Genomic DNA, 19,333 nt, shown 5'->3' on the forward strand with positions numbered 1-19,333 from the left:
TGTCGTTGTGCGGGCTCCGCGGTCGGGAGCCACGCGGGGCGTGGTCGAGGCCGCTGTGTTCACCGGTTGGGGCGCGGTGAAGTGGCTGGAAGGATGTGTCCTTCCAGCCACCACGGTTTTCAGATTCGAACTCGTCAGACCTCCTCGACCTGGGCGACCGGTTGCGGAGAGACTTCCACCGCGGTGCTCGGCGCTTGTCTGCGCTTGGTGATCGCAAAAACGGCGAGGAGGACGGCGAGGACGATCAGCACGATCCAGGACATGGCGTTCGCCGGCGCGGGTGGTGGGTTGATCACCCCGTTGATGTACATCCAGGCGGTCGCCACTGCGCCGAAGACGGACGCGCCGATCAGCAACGGCCGGTACTCATGCGCCCGCACGGTGAGGACGATGGCGCCGACGGTGATCAGGACGTATGGGAGCACCCACAGGTACACGACTAGAGGAGCGACGGTGTAGTACGCCGACACCACATCTCCCGCGGTAAAGACCAGGGCGGCAACGAGGACGAACCCGGCGACGGACATCACCGCGATGCTGACGAAGGGGCTGTGGTGGCGAGGATGGATCCTCCCCAGCGGAGCGGGCAGGAGACCGTCATCGGCGAGGGTCATGGCGAAACGCGCACCATAGTTGATGAAGCCGATCAGTGCGGCGAAGGTAGCGACCGCGAGGACCAGATCGCTGGCGGTGGCGACCCCGGAGCCGAGACCGGCATGCAGTGCCAGCGCCGCGGGAGCCGACATTCCGGCCTCCAGTTCGGCGGACGCCGCCTGCAGCCCCGGGACCTGGAGAATCGTGACCAGGGGAAAGAGGCCGCCGAGGAGAACCGGGACGGACATGACCGCGAGAGGCACGTTGCGGCGGGGGTTGCGGGTCTCCGCGGCGAGTGCGGTACAGGATTCGAAGCCGACCAGGAAGGCAGCTCCGACGGCCATGCCCTGGAGCGTTCCGCTGAGGCTGAACTCGCTGAGGCTGAACTGATCGGCGAGATCGAGTCCGGTCTTGGCGGCGCTGGCGATGGTGATGACCAGGACGAGGGGGAACGACAACACGGCCAGGGTCACCGCGATCCAGACCGAGGTGTCGAGACCGCGGTAGGCGATCGCAGCGGCGAGGGCGAGAGCGACGAGGAAGATTGCCAGTTGCGGCCCGAAGGACAGGGCGTTGTCGACCCCGTGGGAGAGCAGGAAGCTACCGGCGAAGATCCCGACGACGGCGGCGAGTGCTCCGATCGCGGCGATGAACCCGGCGAGTAGGGCGGCCGCGGTCAGGTATCGGGCCCAGGGGCCGAATACCTCTCCGATGTAGGAGTACAGCGATCCGGTGGCGACGTATCGCCGGGCGAAGGCGGTGACTGCTCGCCCGACGCAGATGACGGCGATCGTGGACAGTAGTGATGCCTGCCATGCATTGGTGCCGGCGGTGCTGAACACGAGCAGTGGCACCAAGGCGATGCCGACTGCGGGGAAGAAGGACGCCAGCGACAGTGAGACCAGGGAGGTCCTGCCCAACCGTCCCGTCTCGAGATGCGCCTGCTCGGTGAGGTCGGCGCCGGTTGTGGGCGTGGATGGGTTGGTCATTTCACGCCGCCTTCGTCGCCGTGCCGAGGCACGCCGTCCTCAGACAGTTCCGTCCATTTCTGTGGACGGTGGATTCTCGCTCGGTCATGTGAGCTCCTTCGGTGAGGGTGACTGACCGGGGTGTGATGACGCACACTCCGATCGATGAGCGAGAACGCTACTGCTGCGATACCGCTAACACAAGAGGTTTTATGTTAAAAGTATGAGCGGTAGGTTTCCCCCGCGCCCTCGCCCGCGCAAGGCACCGCCGTGACGTCCGCCGGCGAGACGGCCTGCCTGTCACCCTTGCCGTCAGTTCGGGCGTGCCGGAACGAAGCTCACGGGAAGCTCGATCGGGCCGGTGTTCCCGGTCGGTGGCCGATTACTGGGCTGGGCGGAGAATCGCGGCTGCGTGAGGCGCTGCGAAAGGGCTTGCAGCGCTTCGCGGATGTCGAGGCGGGCGACGAAGTGCCCGAGGCAGTGATGCCGCCCTCCCCCGAAACCGAAGTGGGGGGCGCGCTTGGCCGTGATGTCGAAGCTTGCGTCTCCGACTGCGAGGGGGTCGGTGCCGGAGGAGTAGGACATGAGGTGGAGCACCGTTCCCTCCGGGATGTCGACATCCCGGAAGGAGAAGTCCTCGATGGCCAGTCGGGTGGTCCAGTGGATCGTCGGGTTGAAGCGAATGACTTCCTCGACGGCCTGGGCGGCGAGTTCCGGCTGGTCGGCGAGCAGCGCCCATTGATCGGGATGCTCGACGAAGGCCTGCATCATCAGTCCGAGTTGGCTGCGGGTGGTGTCCATGCCGCCGAAGATCAGGCTGGTGATCAGCTCCCGAAGTTCCTGATCGCTCAGCCGGTCCCCGTTCTCGTCCGTAGCGATAACCAGTTGCGAGACGAAGTCGTCGGTGGGCTGGCGGCGGCGCTGGGCGACGAGTTCGTCGGCGCGGGCATAGAGCGCGAGGATTGCGGTTTCGATCGTGCCTCGCTGCTCGGCGATCTCGGGGCCGAAGGCCAGCCCCATGTCGGACGAGAGCTGCGTGAGCTCGCGCCAGTCCCCTTCGGGTAGGGCGAGCAGCCGGCACAGGGCGCGAGACGAGTACGGTTCGGCGAAGTCCGTCATGAATTCGCATGCGCCGGAGTCGGCGAACTGGTCGATGACGTCGTGGGCGAGTTCCCGGAAACTCTCGGTCATCGTAGCGATGACCGAGTGGGAAAACGCGGGGTTGACCAGCTTGCGGATGCGGGCATGATCCTCACCCTCCATGCCGACCAGGGAGTTCTTCCACCAGTCCGACAGCACACCGTCGGTGATGCCGTTCTGTGCGGGCCACGACCAGCTTCCCTGCCGGAGGCGGCGATCCTTGAGCAGAGCGCCCACCTCACCGTGACGTAGGACAGCGATTCCGTAAGTGGTTCGGGCATACCAGTTTTGCTCCCTGGCCGCACGGATCTCCTCGCCCATCGCAGAGAAACCCGGGTCGGTGATCTTCAGCAGATTGCCGTCGGTGAAAGATTCAATACTCATGCTTTAACTCTAACATTAGATGTTAGAGTTGCAAGTGCTCGACTTTGCCTTCTCTAGACCTATATGATGTGAAGATAATGGATATAAATGACTCGGCGTCCGATTCCCGGACCCCCTCACCGGCGTCCCTGCTCGTTCGCAGTGTCATCCTGTCCCCGATCGGCGGTGAGGGGCTGGTCGCGCAGACCGTTCGTCGGCTCGGCGATGCCATCGGCCTGGGCATCTTCGATGTCGGAGCGCGACTTCCCTCCGAGTCGGAACTAGCCGACCAGCTAGGGATTTCCGCGATGACGTTGCGCGAAGCGCTGGCGGTGATGCGCGAAGCCGGCTACGTCGAGACCCGACGCGGTCGCCAGGGCGGCACCTATGTCAAACAGCTGGCACTGACGGTTCCCGAGCGCGAGGCGCAGAAGCGGATCGCGACGATCACCGACGAGTACATCACCGACCTCACCGATTACCGAGTCGCCATCGGCGGGGAGAGTGCGGCCCTGGCCGCCGAACGCGCGACGGCCGAGGATCTTGCCGGGATGCGGGATCTGATCGAACGTATGGACGCCGCAGAGGCATTCGAGGAATTTCGCAAGTGTGACGCAACCTTTCACGTCACCATCGCGTCCTGCACGCGGTCGCAGCGGCTGGCGCGGGCGGAGACGGAAGTGCAGGCAGAGTTGACCCCATTGATGGGGGCGTTCCGGGTGGGCCCACAGGCGCGGCATACCTCCAATGAACAGCACCGCAAGATCTTCGCGGCGATCGAGGCCGGAGACGGCGAGCGGGCGCGCCGCCTGATGGCCGAGCACATGACCAGCAGCGCGGAAGCAATTCTGGGATTTACCCGCGCCGCGGCAAGCGCCGGCGGTTAACCCGAACTCAGTCGGTCGGGCGCGCGAGGGTGTGCCTGCGCGCCGCTGTGTTTCAGGGTCTCTCGCCCCCTTGTTCCGGTCCCCCGAAGCCCAGGCGCGCGTCAACAAACGAAACACGCACGCCTGGGCCCGGGATCGACGGAGTGCGCCACCCTTCTGATCGCCGGCGCACTACCTCCTCCACGCCTGTTCGGGATGGCCCGCAGGGACCCCGGGGGTGCCGCTCGCTCGGCCTGCCTGACCCGATAGAGGGTCCGGGCGGAACGGTGTCGCGGCCATCTAGAGCCGGTGCGTGTGCTCCGGCTCGCTCAGCGTCCACAGGTCGACCTCGCGGTTCGGGAGGGTGTCGACGCCCCAGCTGCGCTGATGCAGACCCTCGTCCCGGTCGGCCCAGAGCAGCAGGGTGCGTTGCCGGAGCGTGGCGTCTGCGGTCAATCCGAGGGCACCGTGCAGTTGGTGCGCCTGGGTGGCGACATCGGAGGCGACATCACAAGCGAGCGCTCGGGCTACGGTGGCAGCGAAGCGGATCCGATCGGGAGCTGCGGTGTGCAGTCGCCGCGCGAACTCGGCGATCGCCTCGTCGAGTTGCCGCTGCGCGATCGTCAGCCTTCCCAGCTCCTGAGCCACGGCGGGAAGCTTGATCAGTGGCCGGCCGAACTGGACCCGGCTGGAAACGTAGGCGCGCGTCTGCTCGATCGCGCCGCGGGCTGCGCCCGCGATTTCCTGGACGAGCAGGAACTGGGCCAGCACACCGTCGGGTCGATCCCCGAGGGCCTCCGGGGGCTCGGTTCGGTGCAGCGGGCGGGCAGCGACGTCGCGGTCCACCGAACCCTGCGCCGCCCGGTCCTCGGTGGTGCCGTCGGCGCCGACAAAGGCGGTCGCGATCGGATCCCAGACCCCGAACGAGTGCGCGCTGACAACGATCGGCCCGGTGGCGATCGGCTCGGAGGCGAGGGCGCGCGCAACCAGGGTCTGGCGGACGGGAAGGGCGGCGCCGGCGTGGGCGAGGGCGCGGGTGACGGCGGCGGCGGCGGCGATGAGATCGGCCGACTCGGCCAGCGCCTCGAAGCTGGTGATGTCGACGTCTTCGAGGATCGTGGTCCATCCCAGTTCCTCGGCGGTCTTCCACTGGGCGTGGAAGTGTTCGGCCTCCGAGACGAGGCCGCCGGCGACCGGAAGTGCCCAGGTGGTCACCACATCGGCGACGGTCGCCGCGAGTTGTGCGGCTTCGTCGGTGAGAATCGTCGTGCTCATTGCATTTCCTTCGTGACGATGGACAGCATGACCGGGGCGGCGCCGCCGCGCAGGCCCGACTTCGGGGAGGCGATCACGGCCGCGTCGAACAGTGCGCGTATCCGCCCATCGCACCGGCTCAGCAGGGGGCGGACGAAGTCGAGCATGGCCAGCTCGAGCCGGTTTCCGAGGTACTTGCTGGTGGCGGCCTGCGCGACCGGGCTGCGCCCGGCGTCGAGGTCGGCCGCGATGTTCCGCGCAAGAGAACGCAGCACCGTCAGCTGTGCGGTCAGCCCGCGAAGTGCGGCGCGGTCGGTGTCGTCGAGCACCCCGGTGTCGAGGACCGCGCCCAGGAGCGGGTACATCGACAGGAACCGTTCGGGGCCACCGCGTTCGAAGGCGAGCTGCGAGATAACCTGCTGCCAGCCGTGTCCCTCGGTACCGATCAGCCACCGGTCGGGCACGTGGACCTCGTCGAAGACGACTTCGTTGAAGTGATGTCCTCCGTCCATGCCGATGATCGGTTGCACGTGTACCCCGGGCGCGGTCGTGTCGACCACGAACTCACTCAGACCGGCGTGCCGGTCCTCGCTCTTGGAGGTGCGGGCGAGGACGTAGAGGTAGTCGGCGAAGTGGGCGCCGCTCGTCCAGACCTTGCGGCCGTTGATGACCCAGCCCTCGTCGGTGCGGGTGGCCGTGGTGCGGACCGCGGCCAGGTCGGAGCCGGCGTCCGGTTCGCTCATCCCGAGCGCGAAGCTGATCTCGGCCCTGGCCAGGCGGGGACAGAATTCATCCTGGAGCGCCCGGCTGCCGTGACGGATCAGGGTGGGGCCGATCTGCCGTTCGCCCGCCCAGTGGTAGGAAACCGGTGCGCCGGCCCGGAGTAGTTCCTCGGTGACCGCGAGTCGGGTGAGGTTCGATTCCGCGGCCCCGCCGAGGTCCTTTGGCCAGGTCAGCGCGAGTAGTCCGCGCCGCCCGAGTTCCTGGCTGAAGTCGGGGTCGGCCTCGCCGCCCCAGGCGTCGCATCGGGGTTCGTAGTCCCAGTCGGCGCACAGTTCGCGCACCTTCGCGCGCAGCGATTGTTCTCGTGTAGTCATCGTGTCCTGGCTTGTCATCGTCCCTCGAAGGCGGGGGTTCGTCGGGTGGTGAAGGCGTCGAGCGCCTCGATCGAATCGGCAGTGGTCATCGCCACCGCCTGGTGTGAGGCGATGAGATCGAGTGCCGACCGCAGATCGCCGGTATCGGATTGGCGTACCGCGTTCTTGATCATCTGGACAGCCACGGGTGGCTGACGGGCGATCTGGGTGGCAAACTCCTCGAGTCGGGTGTCGAACTCGTCGGCGGCGCAGACTTCGTCGACGAGATTCCAGTCGAGGGCCTGTTCGGCGGTGACGAATTCGCCGGTCCACAGCAGGCGCAGTGCGCGGGGGCGGCCGATCAGCCGTGGGAGGTAGAAGCAGCCGCCGTCACCGGGTACCAGGCCGACGCGGATGTATCCCTCGGAGAACCGGGCCGCAGCTGAGGCGATCCGGTAGTCACACATCAGGGCCATATCCATCCCGGCGCCGACGGCGGGCCCGCTCACACCGGCAATCAGGGGTTTGGTCAGGTCGTCGACCGCGCGTGCCACCTGGTGGACGGTGTCGGTCATTAGTTTCCGGTTGGTCAGCGGTGTGCGATCGATCTCGCCGATGTCGGCGAGATCAGCTCCGGCGCAGAAGGCCTCACCAGTGCCGCGGACCACCACTACCCGCACCCGCTCGTCACGCTGAAACTCGCGCAGGGCGTGCGCCCAGTCCGCGAGCATGTCGACGGTGAAGGAGTTTTTCTTCTCGGGCCGGTTGAGGATGATGCGCCCGATGTGGTTGTCAATGGTGACGACGAGGTCACCTCCGGAGAATGTCATGACAGTGCGTCCTTATTTTCGGTGATACGACAGGTGGGGGTCGGGGGTCGAATGACTGTGGTCATGCCCGGCTCCGCTGCCGATGGTCGAGGTCCTCGAGGATTGACTCGGTGTGCTGTCCCTGTGCCGGGCAGTGTCGGCGCAGTTGCGCCGGTGTCTCGGAATACCGGACCGGGTGTCCGATCAGCTGGTACGGGCCCTCGGTGGGGTGGTCCGTCGTGGTCAGCAGACCGCCGTCCTGCGCGTAGCGACTGGTCGCGCTCTGAGCGAGGCTGTAGACCGGATGCGCCGGAATGCTCGCGTCGTCGCACAGGCGCTGCCACTGGGCGGTGCTGAACTGTGCTGTCAGGGTGCGCATTCTGGCGTACAGGACATCGGAGTTCGCGACGCGGCCGGCCATGGTGGTGAACCGGGGATCGGTTGCCGCGGCGGGGTCGCCGGCGAATTCGAAGAAGTCCCGCCAGTTCGCGTCGTTGTAGGGCAGGATGCACATCCACCCGTCGGCGGTTCGGCAGGCCTTGCGTTCGCGGCTGAGTACCCGCCGGTATCCGTAATCGCTTTCGTCGGCCGGATCGAGGGTTGCTCCGGCGAGGTGTTCGACGAGATTGAAGGCGATCATGGTGTCCGCCATCGGGATTTCGACGTGCTGTCCGCGCCCGGTGCGGTCTCGGTAGTGCAATGCGGCGAGCACCGATTGCACCATCATCAGACCGCACACCTTGTCGGCCACCACCGAGGGGATGTAGTTCGGTTGGCCGGAGACTTGCTCGTTGAGCCACACCAGGCCGGTGGCCGCCTGGATGATGTCGTCGTAGGCGGCGTTGTCTCGCATCGCCGAGTCGGACCGAAACCCTTGTGCGGTGGCGTACACCAGACGTGGATTGACCGCGGCCACGTCCTCCCAGCCGAGCGAGAGTCGCGCGAGGGCGCCGGGACGGACATTGGTGATGAGGACGTCCGCGGTCTCGAGCAACGCGAGCAGCGAATCCCGATCGGAGGCATTCTTGAGATCGAGTGTGACACTTCGCTTGTTGCGGTTGAGATTGAGGGTCGGCCCGCCCATCCCCGAATGACGTTTCGGTTCGAACTGTCGGGTGGGATCGCCGCCGGGAGCCTCGACCTTGATCACATCCGCACCGAGGTCACCGAACTGCTGACCGGCGTAGGGGCCCATGATCACCGTGGCCAGTTCGATTACGCGGAGCCCTTCCAGGGGGCCGCCTGCCGCACCGGGATGGGGGGATACTTCCCGCCCACCAGGGGGGATGGATGTTCTCGAACCGATCGAAACGGGGTTGTCATGCTTCACACCACAATGAAAACCTCAAAGCCTGTCGATATCCAATACTAATTGGGGCAGAATTCATATGATGGAAGATATGGATTTTTCGCGGCGGCTGCTGGAGCAGTTCGTCGTGGTCGCCGAAGAGCGTCACTTCACCCGCGCCGCCGAGCGCCTGTCCATGAGTCAGCCGCCCCTCACTCAGGCGATCAAACGCCTCGAGAAGACCATCGGGGTCCCGCTGCTGGAACGAAGCACCCGCCAGGTGCAACTCACCCCCGCCGGCAAAGCATTTGCTCTCGACGCACGACACCTCTTGGACGCACAGAGTTCCGCCGCCGAACGCGCCAGGCGGATCGCGCAAGGAGCGGAGGGAACCCTCCGCCTCGGATTCATCAGCGGCGCCTCTTACGTCTCAGTCCCCCGCCTCATCGGCATGGTCCGCGACAACCTGCCGGGACTGCACATCAACCTCTACCAACGCACCTCCGCCGAACTCGCCGACATGGTGCGCAGCCGTCGGCTGGACTTCGCCATGGTGCGCGCTCCACTGTCCGACCCCGAACACCTCGATATCCGGCTCCTGCACGACGAACCCCTGGTATGCGCTCTGCCCGCCGACCATCTTCTCGCGTCCCGGGAAGACATCGCCCTAGCCGACTTGCGGCATCAGGATTTCGCGCTGCCATCCGCAACCGCATTGCCCGGGCTCAGCCAGTTGATTTACGCGGGTTGCCGCGCCGGAGGTTTCGAACCCCGGGACGGCGGGCGAGCGGACAGCCTGATGGGAATGCTCGGTTTGGTCGCATCCACCAACTGCGTGTGTCTCGTCCCACGGGAGATCCGGGACGGGACCGTTCCGGGGATTACCTACCGGCCCCTCGCCGCCGACGCCCCCCGCCTCCAGACACTGGTCATCGCCAATGCGGCGCGCGATGACGCACTCGTCGACCGCGTGATGGCCCTCGTCGGGCACCCTGCCTAGTGCCCGGGATGGAGCGCAGCCGCACCGTGCTCCTCGCGGCACTCGTCGTACGACCCCCGGTCCGGTATTCGGGCCCGACCCGTCCGGGCCCGAACACCGGCCGAACAGCGCGCCGTGTTGTCCGGGTGTCACCCTGCCAGGGGTTCGGCGGCGGGGACGGGTTCGGCGGCGGGGGCGTTGATCGCGTCATAGAACTGGAGTGCGCTCGCAACGGCGACGGGCCCACCCACGATGACGGTTCCGGCGACCGCTCCGATCGCCCCTGCCGCGGCTCCGGTGACCAAGCATCCACCGAGGAACCCGGGGACCGCGAGGGTCCCGATTGTCGGAACGGCGACCGCGGATCCGACGAGCGCTCCTCCGGCAATGCATCCGATCCCGGCACCGATCGCCGTGCCGATCAGACTGCCGATACCGATGCCGAGCGCAACTTCGGTACCGAAGTTGATGATGGCAGCGCTGAATTCCGGTGACCGCACGTCCAATGCGGTCGGCTGCAGTGGGAGCGCTGCATCCTTCAGCGGCGTGGCGGTAGCGGGTTCAGTGCTGAGTGTGAGGGTGGCACTCCTGCCGTCGATCTGGGCGGCGATCGGCCATTCTTTCCCATCCCGTGAGTAGGTCAGCGGGAACCCGGCCACCAGATTCCCGGCGGCATCGAGTACCTGGAACTGGTTGCCCTGGGTGGTCAGCGAGCCGCCGTCGGTGGTCAGGACGACGGACTTGTCGACGATACTCGCGGTGTAATGGATACCGGGAAGGATCTCCGTTTCCAGGGCTGAACCATGGTGCGGGTCGGCCTGTTCCGGGGCGGCACTGGCGGTGCTGGTGGTGGCGACCACTGCCGTAATAGCAAAGGCGGTCACCGCAATCAGGCGTGTCATCATCATTTGGGGTCTCCATGGTGAAGGGGTGGGAGCGGGCGTTCGAGTGTGAGTTGCGGGGGGTGGTGCCGCCGGCGAACGTGGGGGGCAGCGGCGGTGCGTACAGCAACGGCGCCCTGAGAGGTCCCCGGGCGCCGCTGTGTTGACTTTTTGATCAGTTGTCGAAGACTCCGAGCTGGCGGAGCAGCGTCCCCGAGTCCCAGTACGAGCGCTCTTCGAGCAACTGTCCGTCGGAGTTGCATTTGAGCAAGTTGACGCCGCGTACCTCGATGTAGTTGCCGGTCGGTGCGATTCCGTCCAGGTCCCCGGTATGGACTCCGGTCACGGTCCATTCGACGGTGGCCGTCTCACCGTCGTCGGCGACGACGGAACTGTGGAACTCCATCGATGAGAAGGCGTTCGTGAAGGCGCTCATCGCTTCGGCGATCGCAGCCCGGCCGGTGGCCGGGCCGGGTGAGGTCATATCGTGCAGGACACCGTCTTCCGCGAAATGCGCGGCGATAGCCTTGTGGGGCTGCGCGGCCGCCCATGCCTTGTCCATGTCCTTGACGAAGTTGTGCAAGCCGGGGCGCACGGGGATTCCCTTCTGTGCCCCCGGGTGGGCCGTATCACGCACGGCACACCCGGGAAAATAGTGGTTGAGTGTGGGGTACGGGGGTGATCGGGGGCCGGCCCGTTCGGGGCCGATGCCCACGACGGGATTGACGGCCGCGGCGATCCGCGAGTGTCTTCGCCGCTGCGGCCGGGTTGGCACCCGGCGATCGACGAGCCCGCCGTCCGGACTTCCGGCGCACTGGCTGCCGATTCGCCGGAAAAAGCCGGGTCGGGCTCTCAGGCCCGCGGGGTGGTTGCCGCCTGATCGCGGACCACGTTCCGGGCGGCGAGGGCGCCGCTTTCGAGAGCACCCTCGATCCACCCGACGAACGAGGGTGCGATGTCGCTGCCGGCGAAGTAGACGTGGCCGTGCGGCTTCTGGATGTCCGGGACTGCCGATGACAGCTGTCCAGGACGCATCATCATCCAGGTGCCCTGCGAGAATTCGTCGTCTGCCCAGTCATGCCCGTCGGTGTCCACGACCTCGAGGTCGGGCACGTACGCGCGCAACGCGTCCTGGACCGCGTCCTTGTCGTCGGGGTCGATCGCGGTGGCGTCGGGACAGAAGCACACGATCAAGGTGTCACCGTCGAGACGGTATTCGGTCATGGCGATGGTGATGGGGTTGGCCCCGAGCGGGGCGTAGGCGGTGAACGCTTCGATCTCGCCCTTGGCCCGGACCCAGATCTTGCGGTTGCGCATCGGATGCCCCTCGTCGACGAGGCGCTGGCTACCCTCGTTCAACGCGGGCGAGAACTCGATCGTGTTGAGGGCATTGACCGGGACGGTCACGATGACGGACTTGGCGCGGATCGTCTCCCCCACCCGAGTGGTGACGCGCACTCCGCCGCCGTCGTTCGCGATGGCCGACACCGGAGTCGACAGCCGGATATCGGCGGAGGATTCGGCGGCAATCGCTTCGATCAGGCTCTTGGTTCCGGTCGTGATGCGCCAGTAGGCACCCGATTCCCAGAGAACGCGCCATTCGCCGAAATACAGTGCGGCCCAACGGAGAATCTGCGATACCGCCTGCTGGTCGGGGGCGGCCACCGTGTAGGAGAGGATGCCGTCGAGCATGTCGCGTTCGGCCGGGTCGAGATCGAGTCGCTTCATCCGGTCGGTGAAGGTCTCCAGATCGATCTCCCCGATGTCCGCGGTGTGGACGTCGTGGGGATACGGGAAATGCTCGCGAGCGTCCTCGACGAACCGCTCCATGCCCGGGCCGGCGAGGGCGTCGAATTCCACCTCGGTGCCCGAGTGCAGGGCGCCGTCGGCGAGCCAGTGAACGCGGTCGATCGGCACGGGGGTCGACAGTTCGAGACCGTGCCGCTGCATCTCCCGCCACAGGTTCGGCTGGGTCCAGTGCACGTAGGCGCCGCCGAGTTCCACCGCCCGCCCGATCTTGTCATCGGTGTAGGTACGGCCGCCGATGCGATCGCGTCCCTCGAGAACGACGACCGACTTCCCCTCCGCGGTCAGGTCTCGGGCGGCGGTGATGCCGGCGAATCCGGCCCCCACGACAACTACGTCAAATACTTCGTTCATCGACACTCTCTCCTTCATCAACTATGAGCGCGATCACAACCTAACACCACATAACTTCATATACTAGAGGTTGTAGTCTTAATTTTCTGAGGTCTCGCTTCCCGCGTTCCGTTGGGCGTCTGAGGAAGCGCGCCGGGACTCCGCGGTATCGCGCACCTGTCCCTGGTCGAGCCAGCGTGCTGGCGTAGTCGTCGACGAAGTCTGGTGCCGAGGGACGCGTCCCAATCGGCGTCATGCGCTACACCCGCCGTTTCTGTGATGAAGATGCCGAAATGGCCGCCGAACGCGCCGTTCCCCGCGCCCACCGTCTAACAGGGGTGGTCGGCGCGGGGAAGAGGTCGTTCGGCGGCCCGTTGGCCAGCCTTCGGATGTGGGAGAAGTGCGGATCCGTCAGACGGTGACGAGGTGAGCCGACTCGAGTCCGTGCGGGTGCGCGACGGGGGCGTAGGTCACCTGCCCGGCGTGGGTGTTCAGGCCCCGCGCCAGCGACTGATCGTCGTTCAGCGCCTGCTCCCAACCCTTGTTCGCCAGGGCGAGGGCATAGGGCAGTGTGACGTTGGTCAGGGCATAGGTGGAGGTATGGGGCACGGCGCCGGGCATGTTCGCCACGCAGTAGAAGATCGAGTTGTGCACTTCGTAGGTGGGCTGGGCGTGCGTGGTGGGGCGTGAGTCCTCGAAGCACCCACCCTGATCGATGGAGATGTCGACCAGCACCGATCCGGGTTTCATCCGGCTGACCAGCTCGTTGGAGATCAATGTCGGGGCCTTGGCTCCGGGCACCAGCACCGCACCGATCACCAGGTCGGCGCCCAGGACCGCGTCTTCGATCGCGTAGGCGTTGGAGGTGACGGTGCGCAGGCGCCCTTGGTAGATGCGGTCCGCGGCGCGCAGGGTGTCGACGTTCCGGTCCAGCAGCGAAACCTCCGCTTGCAGGCCCAGTGCGATCGTTGCGGCGTTCATGCCCGAGACACCGGCACCGATCACGACGACCTTGGCCGCCGGGACACCGGGCACCCCGCCGAGAAGCACGCCGCGCCCGCCGCCGGCCCGCATCAGGTGGTAGGCGCCGGCTTGCGGCGCCAGCCGGCCGGCGACCTCGCTCATCGGTGCCAGGAGTGGGAGGGCTCCGCTTGGGGTCTGCACCGTTTCGTAGGCGATGCCGGTCACCTGACGTTTCTGCAGCTCTTCGGTCAGTGGCTTGTCGGCGGCCAGATGGAGGTAGGTGAACAGGACCTGCCCCTCACGCATCCGGTGATACTCGGGTGCGATGGGTTCTTTGACCTTCAGGATCAGGTCACCGCTGGCCCACACATCGTCGGCCGAGGAGAGGATCTTTGCGCCGGCGGCGAGGTAGTCCTCGTCCGGGATCGACGATCCGACCCCGGCCGACTCCTCCACGAACACCTCGTGCCCGTGCGCGACGAGTTCGTGTACACCGGCCGGGGTGATGGCGACGCGGTACTCGTGGTTCTTGATTTCCTTGGGAATGCTGACCTTCACAGGACCCTCACTTCGATCTTTTCTTGGTTGTCGAGACGGGTGGTGATTCAACGGTGCGTAGACAAGTCGGCGCGGTACGGCCGGACGTTGCCTCAGGGGGCGAGACCGCGGCTCGCCGCTCCCGGGGAGTCGGCGGCGGCGGGTGTCCGGTCCGGGAAGCGGCCTGGGCGCTTAGGTGGACGTGCCCGGGTGTTCGGACGCGGCGGCCACCGAAACCTGCGCTACGGTGGGGTTTCTCCGGCCTTGCCCGCAGGGTGTGGGACGCGTGGCGGCGGGCGAGGGCTCAGCCCACGGCGTCGAGAAGGGCTTTGTGCCGCAGCCGTTGCGCCGGCGTGCCGCCGGCGATGACGACGCCGGTCATCGTGGACTCTCTGAAGTAGCCGACCACGACGCCGTCCGATGCCCATCCAGGGGTGAATCCTCCCTCCAGGACCTCGATACGGTCTGCGTGGTCGGTGCGCCCGAATCCCTGGATTCTGACGTCGAATTGGTCGCTCCAGAAAGCTGGCAGCGGCGCAAATGGTGCCGGATCTCGGTCATCGCTGTCGGCGGGGCTCAGTCCGCGGATCAAGGTGGTGGCGGCGCGCTGCGCGGTGTCGGCGGGAACGCACCAGTGTTCGACGCGGCGCGGGGTGCTGTCGAATCGCGGATTCGGGAAGCGAGCCACATCCCCGACCGCCACCACCTCGTCGCGACCTTCGACGCGCATCATGTTGTCGCAGAGGACGCCGTCCGACAGGTCCAGGCCGTTCCCGTCCAGCCATTCGACGTTGGGCCGTGATCCGACTGCCTCGACCAGGACGTCGGCTGCGAGTTCGGTCTCGTCGTCGAGGATGACCGTACCCAGCGTCTCGGGATCCGATGACCGTCCGACGAGGGCCGAGACCGACCTGCCCAGTGCGAACGCCACGCCCTGCTCCTCGTGGAAGATCTGCAGGGTGCGGGCGAGTTCGGAGCCGAGCGGGCGCAGCATCGGTGCGGCGAACGGCTCGACGACCGTGACCCGGCATCCGGCGCGGCGGGCACTGGCGGCGACCTCGCAGCCGATGAAGCCGCCGCCGACAACCACCACGGAGGCTCCCGCGGTCAGCTGCGCACGCAGTGCGATCGCATCGTCGAGGGTGCGTAGTACGTGCCGCTGCGAGCCGAACCCGTCGATCGGCAATCGGCGGGGCCGCAGACCTGTGGAGACGACCAGACCGTCATAGGCGAGCGTGCGTCCGTCGGCGGTATGCACGACGTGGTCCGCCAGCACGGCCCCGGTTACCTCGGTGCCCGTCATCCAGGACACGTCCTCGACGTGCGCGCGGCGGCGCAGGGCCACGCCCGGATAGTTGATCAGTTCGGTGGCGCCGAGTGCACTGGCGTCGGAGGCGACCAAGACGTTCTTCGACAGCGGTGGACGATTGTAGGGCAGATGAGCCTCGGCGCCGACCACCGTCAGCTCACCCGACCAGCCGTGCACGCGCAGTTGCTCAGCGGCGCGCAGCCCGCCGAGGGAGCCGCCGACGATGACAATCCGTGGTGTCATCGGTTAGTCGTCCACACGGATCGCCTGGACGGGGCACACGTCCGCGGCTTCTTCGACGGATGAGCGAAGGGATTCGTCGGGCGCCGGCTCCCAGACCAGCCTCCCGTCGTCATCGAACTGAAATACCTTCGGCGCGCTGAAGATGCACTGTCCGTGGTCGGCGCACACCGCGGTGTCTACGGTGACTTTCATGATGGGGCCTCTTCTCCCTGAGTGGTCGGTCGCTGTACCGCGCTGGGTACGGTCGTTGTCGTCTGCCGGGGGTTCCCGGACGGATCAGGAGCCGGTGCGCTGGTGGCGTTCCCGGCCCTCGACGTGGTCGAGGAACGCCCGGAACAGGGGGGTCATCGGGTCCTGTTCGGGATGCCACAACACACCGAGCGCGAACCTATGCTCGGCGGACTCGATGGCCTCGATCACCCCGTCCGGCACCGAGTACGCACTGACCATCAACCCGGTGCCGAGCCGGCCGACGCCCTGGTGGTGTGCGGAGTACACGGTCGCGGTGTCGGACTGGTAGGCGCGCGCGGCGACCGTGTCCGGGACGAGGGTGACCTCGTGCTTGCCGAACACACCGTCGTGGGCGGCGTGGTCGTCGTGGGCCAGTGAGTCGGGCACGTGCTGGTCGAGTGTTCCGCCGAAGGCGAGGTTGAGCATCTGCATTCCGCGGCAGATGCCGAGGATCGGGACGTCGAGTTCGAGGGCGCGGCGGGCCACCGCGAGCTCGGCGAGATCGCGCGCGGTGTCAGGTTCGGCCGTGGCGGCGTGGGCGGCGTGGCCGTACGTCTCCGGGCCGATGTCACGTCCCCCGGCCAGGATGACCGCGTCGACGAGATCGAGTACCTGGTCCGGGTTTTCGGTGATGTCGTCATCGGCCGGGAACAGCAGCGCGGTCCCCCCGGCGCGCCGGACGGCCTCGATGTAGGTGGTCGGCAACGTCGTGGTGGGGATGTTCTTCCACATCCCGAAGTCCCCGTGTTCGACGCCGACGACGATGCCGACCTTCACGCGCCCGGAATTGGAGGAGTCCATGGTGGTCACCTCAGCCGATCGTGAAGGGGTCGCGGGTGGCGCCGGTCAGTTCGACCCACACCGCCTTGGCTTCGGTGAATTCGAGGACTGCGTCCGGTCCGTTTTCTCTGCCCCATCCGCTGCCCTTGAAACCGCCGAACGGTACGCCCGGTCCGACCACTCGGTAGGCGTTGATCCACACGGTGCCGGCCGTGACGGCAGCCGCGACGCGATGTGCGCGTTGCAGGTCACGGGTCCACACGCCGGCGGCCAGGCCGTATTTCGTGCCGTTGGCCAATGCGAGTGCCTCGTCCTCGGTCGAGAAGCGTGTCACGGCGAGTACCGGGCCGAAGACCTCCTCCTGCGCGATGGGCATGTCCGGCCGGACGTCGGTGAGCACGGTGGGTTCGACGAACAATCCACCGCGGCCCGGTGATTGGCCACCACCGGTGGCCACGGTGGCGCCGTCGGCGACCGCCTTGTCGATCATCCCGAGCACCGAGGCGAGTTGCCTCTCGTTCGCCACCGGTCCCATCTCGGTGGCCGGATCCGTCGGGTCGCCCAGCACGATGGTCTGCGCGCGGCGCACGATCAACTCGACCAGCTCGTCGTGGATGGATTCGTGGACCAGCAGGCGTGAGCCGGCCAAGCAGGTCTGCCCGGTGGCGGCGAATACGCCGGCGATGACACCGTTGGCGGCGGCTTCCAGATCCGCGTCGGGGAACACCAGTTGGGCGGACTTGCCGCCGAGCTCGAGCAGCACCCGGGTCATGTTCTGCAGGGCCGCACGGCCAACCTCGATACCGACAGCGGTGGAACCGGTGAAAGCGATCTTGTCGATGCCGGGGTGGCCGGCGAGGGCCTTGCCGACCTCCGGTCCGGTGCCGGTCACCACGTTGAAGACACCCGGGGGGAAGCCCGCCTCGTCCATCCGCTGGGCGAATTCGAGGGTCGAGGCCGGGGTGTAATCCGAGGGTTTGACGACGAGGGTGCAGCCGGCAGCGAGGGCGGGCGCGAGCTTCCACGCCAGCAGCATCAGCGGTGAGTTCCAGGGCAGGATGGTGCCGACGACGCCGACCGGCTCGCGTCGGGTGTAGATGAAGAAGTTGGGGCGATCGGACGGCAGGGTGTCGCCGCCGAGTGTCTCGGCGATTCCGGCGTAGTAGCGGTACCACTGCGGGAGATAGGCCATCTGGGCGGCCATTTCGCGCAGCAGTTTGCCGTTGTCTGTGGTCTCGATGGCGCCGAGGGTGGTGGCATCGCGCTCGAGCAGGTCGGCGAAGGTGCGCATCAGCCGTGCCCGTTCGGCGCCGGTGGTGGTCGACCACGGCCCGGTGGTCAGGGCGGTGCGGGCGGCGGCGACGGCGCGGTCGACGTCGGTGGCGCCGGCGTCGGGGGCCGTCGACCACGGCTCCTGGGTGTAGGGGTTGGTGGTGGCATAGCGGGCCCCGGATTCGGCGGCGACCCAGGCTCCGTCGATGTACATCTGGTATTCGGGCAGCCCGGTGGTGTCGATCGTGCTCATCAGTTTTCTCCTGGGGGTCAGTCGGTCGGCAACGAGAGCGCCGCGGCGTCGACGAGTGTCGATCGCAGGATGGTCTCGATCTCGGCGAAGTGTTCGGGGCCGGCGATGAGCGGCGGCGCCAGTTGGACCACGAGGTCTCCGCGCATGTCCGCGCGGCAGATCAGTCCCCGCCGATAGAGTTCTGGGGCAAGGAAAGCCAGCAGCGCCTTGCCCTCGGCCGGCGAGAAGCGTTGCTTCGTCGGGGGGTCCTTGACCAGTTCGATCGCCCAGAAGTAGCCTGCTCCGCGCACGTCACCGACCAGGGGAATGTCGCGCAGCGACTCGAGCATTCCGCGCAACACCGGTTCATTGGCGCGCACGTTTTCGAGCATCTTCTCGCTCTCGATCAGCTCGATGTTGGCCAGCGCGACCGCCGAGGCGACTGGGTGCCCACCGAAGGTGACACCGTGCATGAACACGTTGTTGTCGGTGAGGAACGGCTCCATGACGCGGTCGGAGGCGATGACCGCGCCCATCGGCGCGTACGCGGAGGTGAGGCCCTTGGCCGTGGTGATGATGTCGGGCACGTAGTCGAACCGTTGGGCGCCGAACCACTCGCCCAGGCGTCCGAACGCGCAGATGACCTCGTCGGAGATCAGCAGGACGTCGTACTGGTCGCAGATCTCCCGTACGCGCTGGAAGTAGCCCTCCGGCGGGACGAAACAGCCTCCCGAATTCTGCACCGGTTCGAGGATCACCGCCGCGACGGTGTCCGGTCCCTCGAACTCGATCCTTTCCCGGATCGCCTCGGCGAGGGTATCGACCGCCTGCGGGTCCAGCCGGTACACGTTGGTGTTCGTCACGTGGCTTCCGCCGATGGGCAGCGGCTCGAACGGTGCCCGTGCCGGCGACAACGCGGTCGCCGCCAGCGCGCCCAGGGTGGTGCCGTGATAGGCGGTGTTGCGGGAGATTACCTTGTACTTGCCGGCCTTGCCGCGAATCTTGTGGTACTGCCGGGCGAGCTTGAAGGCGGAGTCGACGGCTTCGCCGCCACCACCGACGAAGAACACCCGGTTGAGATCCGCGGGCGCCAGGTCGGCGATCTTGGTTGCGAGCTCGATCGCGCGAGGGTGAGCGAACCCCCACGTCGGGAAGAAGGCCAACTCGGTCGCCTGCTTGGCCGCGGCGTCAGCCAACTCGGTGCGGCCGTGGCCGACGTTCACGCAGTAGAGCGAGCTCAGGCCGTCGAGGTACCGGTTCCCGTGCTGGTCCCACACGTAGCAACCCTCGCCGCGGACGATGACCGGGACTTCGGCCCCCTGCGCATACGCACCCATGTTGCTGAAATGCATCCACAGATGCCTGCTCGGGTCGGAATCGACGGTCTGCACGGGATTCGCACTCAACTC

General features: G+C 66.9%; 17 protein-coding genes. 2 read left to right on the forward strand and 15 right to left on the reverse strand.

Going from position 1 to position 19,333, the window contains the following annotated elements; translation table 11 throughout:
* Positions 1-134: 134 nt before the first annotated feature.
* Positions 135-1,583 carry an APC family permease gene (locus JVH1_RS39550; protein WP_009480784.1) on the reverse strand — a complete coding sequence of 483 codons (1,449 nt, stop codon included), beginning with the start codon at positions 1,581-1,583 and terminating at the stop codon, positions 135-137.
* A gap of 291 nt (positions 1,584-1,874) precedes the next feature.
* Positions 1,875-3,086, reverse strand: a complete 1,212-nt coding sequence (locus tag JVH1_RS39555; protein ID WP_009480782.1) for a cytochrome P450 — start codon at positions 3,084-3,086, stop codon at positions 1,875-1,877.
* A 77-nt stretch (positions 3,087-3,163) separates the two neighbouring features.
* On the opposite strand from JVH1_RS39555, the gene JVH1_RS39560 reads away from it, so the two are divergent.
* Positions 3,164-3,952, forward strand: coding sequence for a FadR/GntR family transcriptional regulator (locus JVH1_RS39560; protein ID WP_009480781.1), 789 nt, complete (start codon positions 3,164-3,166; stop codon positions 3,950-3,952).
* 279 nt (positions 3,953-4,231) lie between these two features.
* On the opposite strand, the gene JVH1_RS39565 is transcribed toward JVH1_RS39560, so the two are convergent.
* The 4 genes from JVH1_RS39565 to JVH1_RS39580 all read right to left on the reverse strand — a co-directional run bounded on the left by JVH1_RS39565 (position 4,232) and on the right by JVH1_RS39580 (position 8,400).
* Positions 4,232-5,206: an acyl-CoA dehydrogenase C-terminal domain protein gene (locus JVH1_RS39565; RefSeq protein ID WP_009480780.1), complete on the reverse strand. Its 975-nt coding sequence runs from the start codon at positions 5,204-5,206 to the stop codon at positions 4,232-4,234.
* Positions 5,203-6,282 carry an acyl-CoA dehydrogenase family protein gene (locus JVH1_RS39570; protein ID WP_009480779.1) on the reverse strand — a complete coding sequence of 360 codons (1,080 nt, stop codon included), beginning with the start codon at positions 6,280-6,282 and terminating at the stop codon, positions 5,203-5,205. The genes JVH1_RS39565 and JVH1_RS39570 overlap by 4 nt, the downstream gene beginning before the upstream one ends.
* Positions 6,283-6,296: 14 nt before the next feature.
* Positions 6,297-7,091 carry an enoyl-CoA hydratase/isomerase family protein gene (locus JVH1_RS39575; RefSeq protein WP_009480778.1) on the reverse strand — a complete coding sequence of 265 codons (795 nt, stop codon included), beginning with the start codon at positions 7,089-7,091 and terminating at the stop codon, positions 6,297-6,299.
* Between the two features lie 61 nt (positions 7,092-7,152).
* The gene (locus tag JVH1_RS39580; RefSeq protein ID WP_202803518.1) at positions 7,153-8,400 is read right to left on the reverse strand and encodes a CaiB/BaiF CoA-transferase family protein; all 1,248 of its coding nucleotides are present in this window, start codon (positions 8,398-8,400) and stop codon (positions 7,153-7,155) included.
* Positions 8,401-8,470: 70 nt separating this feature from the next.
* Here JVH1_RS39580 and JVH1_RS39585 point away from each other — a divergent pair, with 70 nt between their 5' ends.
* Positions 8,471-9,358, forward strand: coding sequence for a LysR substrate-binding domain-containing protein (locus JVH1_RS39585; RefSeq protein WP_009480776.1), 888 nt, complete (start codon positions 8,471-8,473; stop codon positions 9,356-9,358).
* A gap of 128 nt (positions 9,359-9,486) precedes the next feature.
* Here JVH1_RS39585 and JVH1_RS39590 read toward each other — a convergent pair whose 3' ends face one another.
* The 9 genes from JVH1_RS39590 to JVH1_RS39630 all read right to left on the reverse strand — a co-directional run bounded on the left by JVH1_RS39590 (position 9,487) and on the right by JVH1_RS39630 (position 19,315).
* Positions 9,487-10,245, reverse strand: a complete 759-nt coding sequence (locus JVH1_RS39590; protein WP_009480775.1) for a hypothetical protein — start codon at positions 10,243-10,245, stop codon at positions 9,487-9,489.
* 148 nt (positions 10,246-10,393) lie between these two features.
* A complete protein-coding gene (locus tag JVH1_RS39595; protein ID WP_009480774.1) occupies positions 10,394-10,813 on the reverse strand; it encodes an ester cyclase in 420 nt (139 codons plus the stop codon).
* Between the two features lie 257 nt (positions 10,814-11,070).
* Positions 11,071-12,378 (reverse strand): NAD(P)/FAD-dependent oxidoreductase, encoded by a 1,308-nt coding sequence (locus JVH1_RS39600; protein WP_009480773.1) that lies wholly within the window; start codon positions 12,376-12,378, stop codon positions 11,071-11,073.
* Positions 12,379-12,768: 390 nt separating this feature from the next.
* On the reverse strand, positions 12,769-13,878 hold the full coding sequence (gene ald / locus JVH1_RS39605; protein WP_009480772.1) for an alanine dehydrogenase: 1,110 nt from the start codon (positions 13,876-13,878) through the stop codon (positions 12,769-12,771).
* 283 nt (positions 13,879-14,161) lie between these two features.
* Complete coding sequence (locus JVH1_RS39610; protein ID WP_009480771.1) at positions 14,162-15,409, reverse strand: NAD(P)/FAD-dependent oxidoreductase; 1,248 nt, start codon at positions 15,407-15,409, stop codon at positions 14,162-14,164.
* 3 nt (positions 15,410-15,412) lie between these two features.
* On the reverse strand, positions 15,413-15,601 hold the full coding sequence (locus JVH1_RS39615; RefSeq protein ID WP_009480770.1) for a ferredoxin: 189 nt from the start codon (positions 15,599-15,601) through the stop codon (positions 15,413-15,415).
* Between the two features lie 84 nt (positions 15,602-15,685).
* A complete protein-coding gene (locus JVH1_RS39620; RefSeq protein WP_043783071.1) occupies positions 15,686-16,441 on the reverse strand; it encodes a gamma-glutamyl-gamma-aminobutyrate hydrolase family protein in 756 nt (251 codons plus the stop codon).
* A gap of 10 nt (positions 16,442-16,451) precedes the next feature.
* Positions 16,452-17,945, reverse strand: coding sequence for an aldehyde dehydrogenase (locus tag JVH1_RS39625; protein WP_009480768.1), 1,494 nt, complete (start codon positions 17,943-17,945; stop codon positions 16,452-16,454).
* A 17-nt stretch (positions 17,946-17,962) separates the two neighbouring features.
* Positions 17,963-19,315: an aspartate aminotransferase family protein gene (locus JVH1_RS39630; RefSeq protein WP_371113189.1), complete on the reverse strand. Its 1,353-nt coding sequence runs from the start codon at positions 19,313-19,315 to the stop codon at positions 17,963-17,965.
* Positions 19,316-19,333: the final 18 nt, after the last annotated feature.

Origin of the sequence: Rhodococcus sp. JVH1 (genome assembly GCF_000280725.2) — a bacterium.
GTDB classification, from domain to species: domain Bacteria; phylum Actinomycetota; class Actinomycetes; order Mycobacteriales; family Mycobacteriaceae; genus Rhodococcus_F; species Rhodococcus_F jostii_A.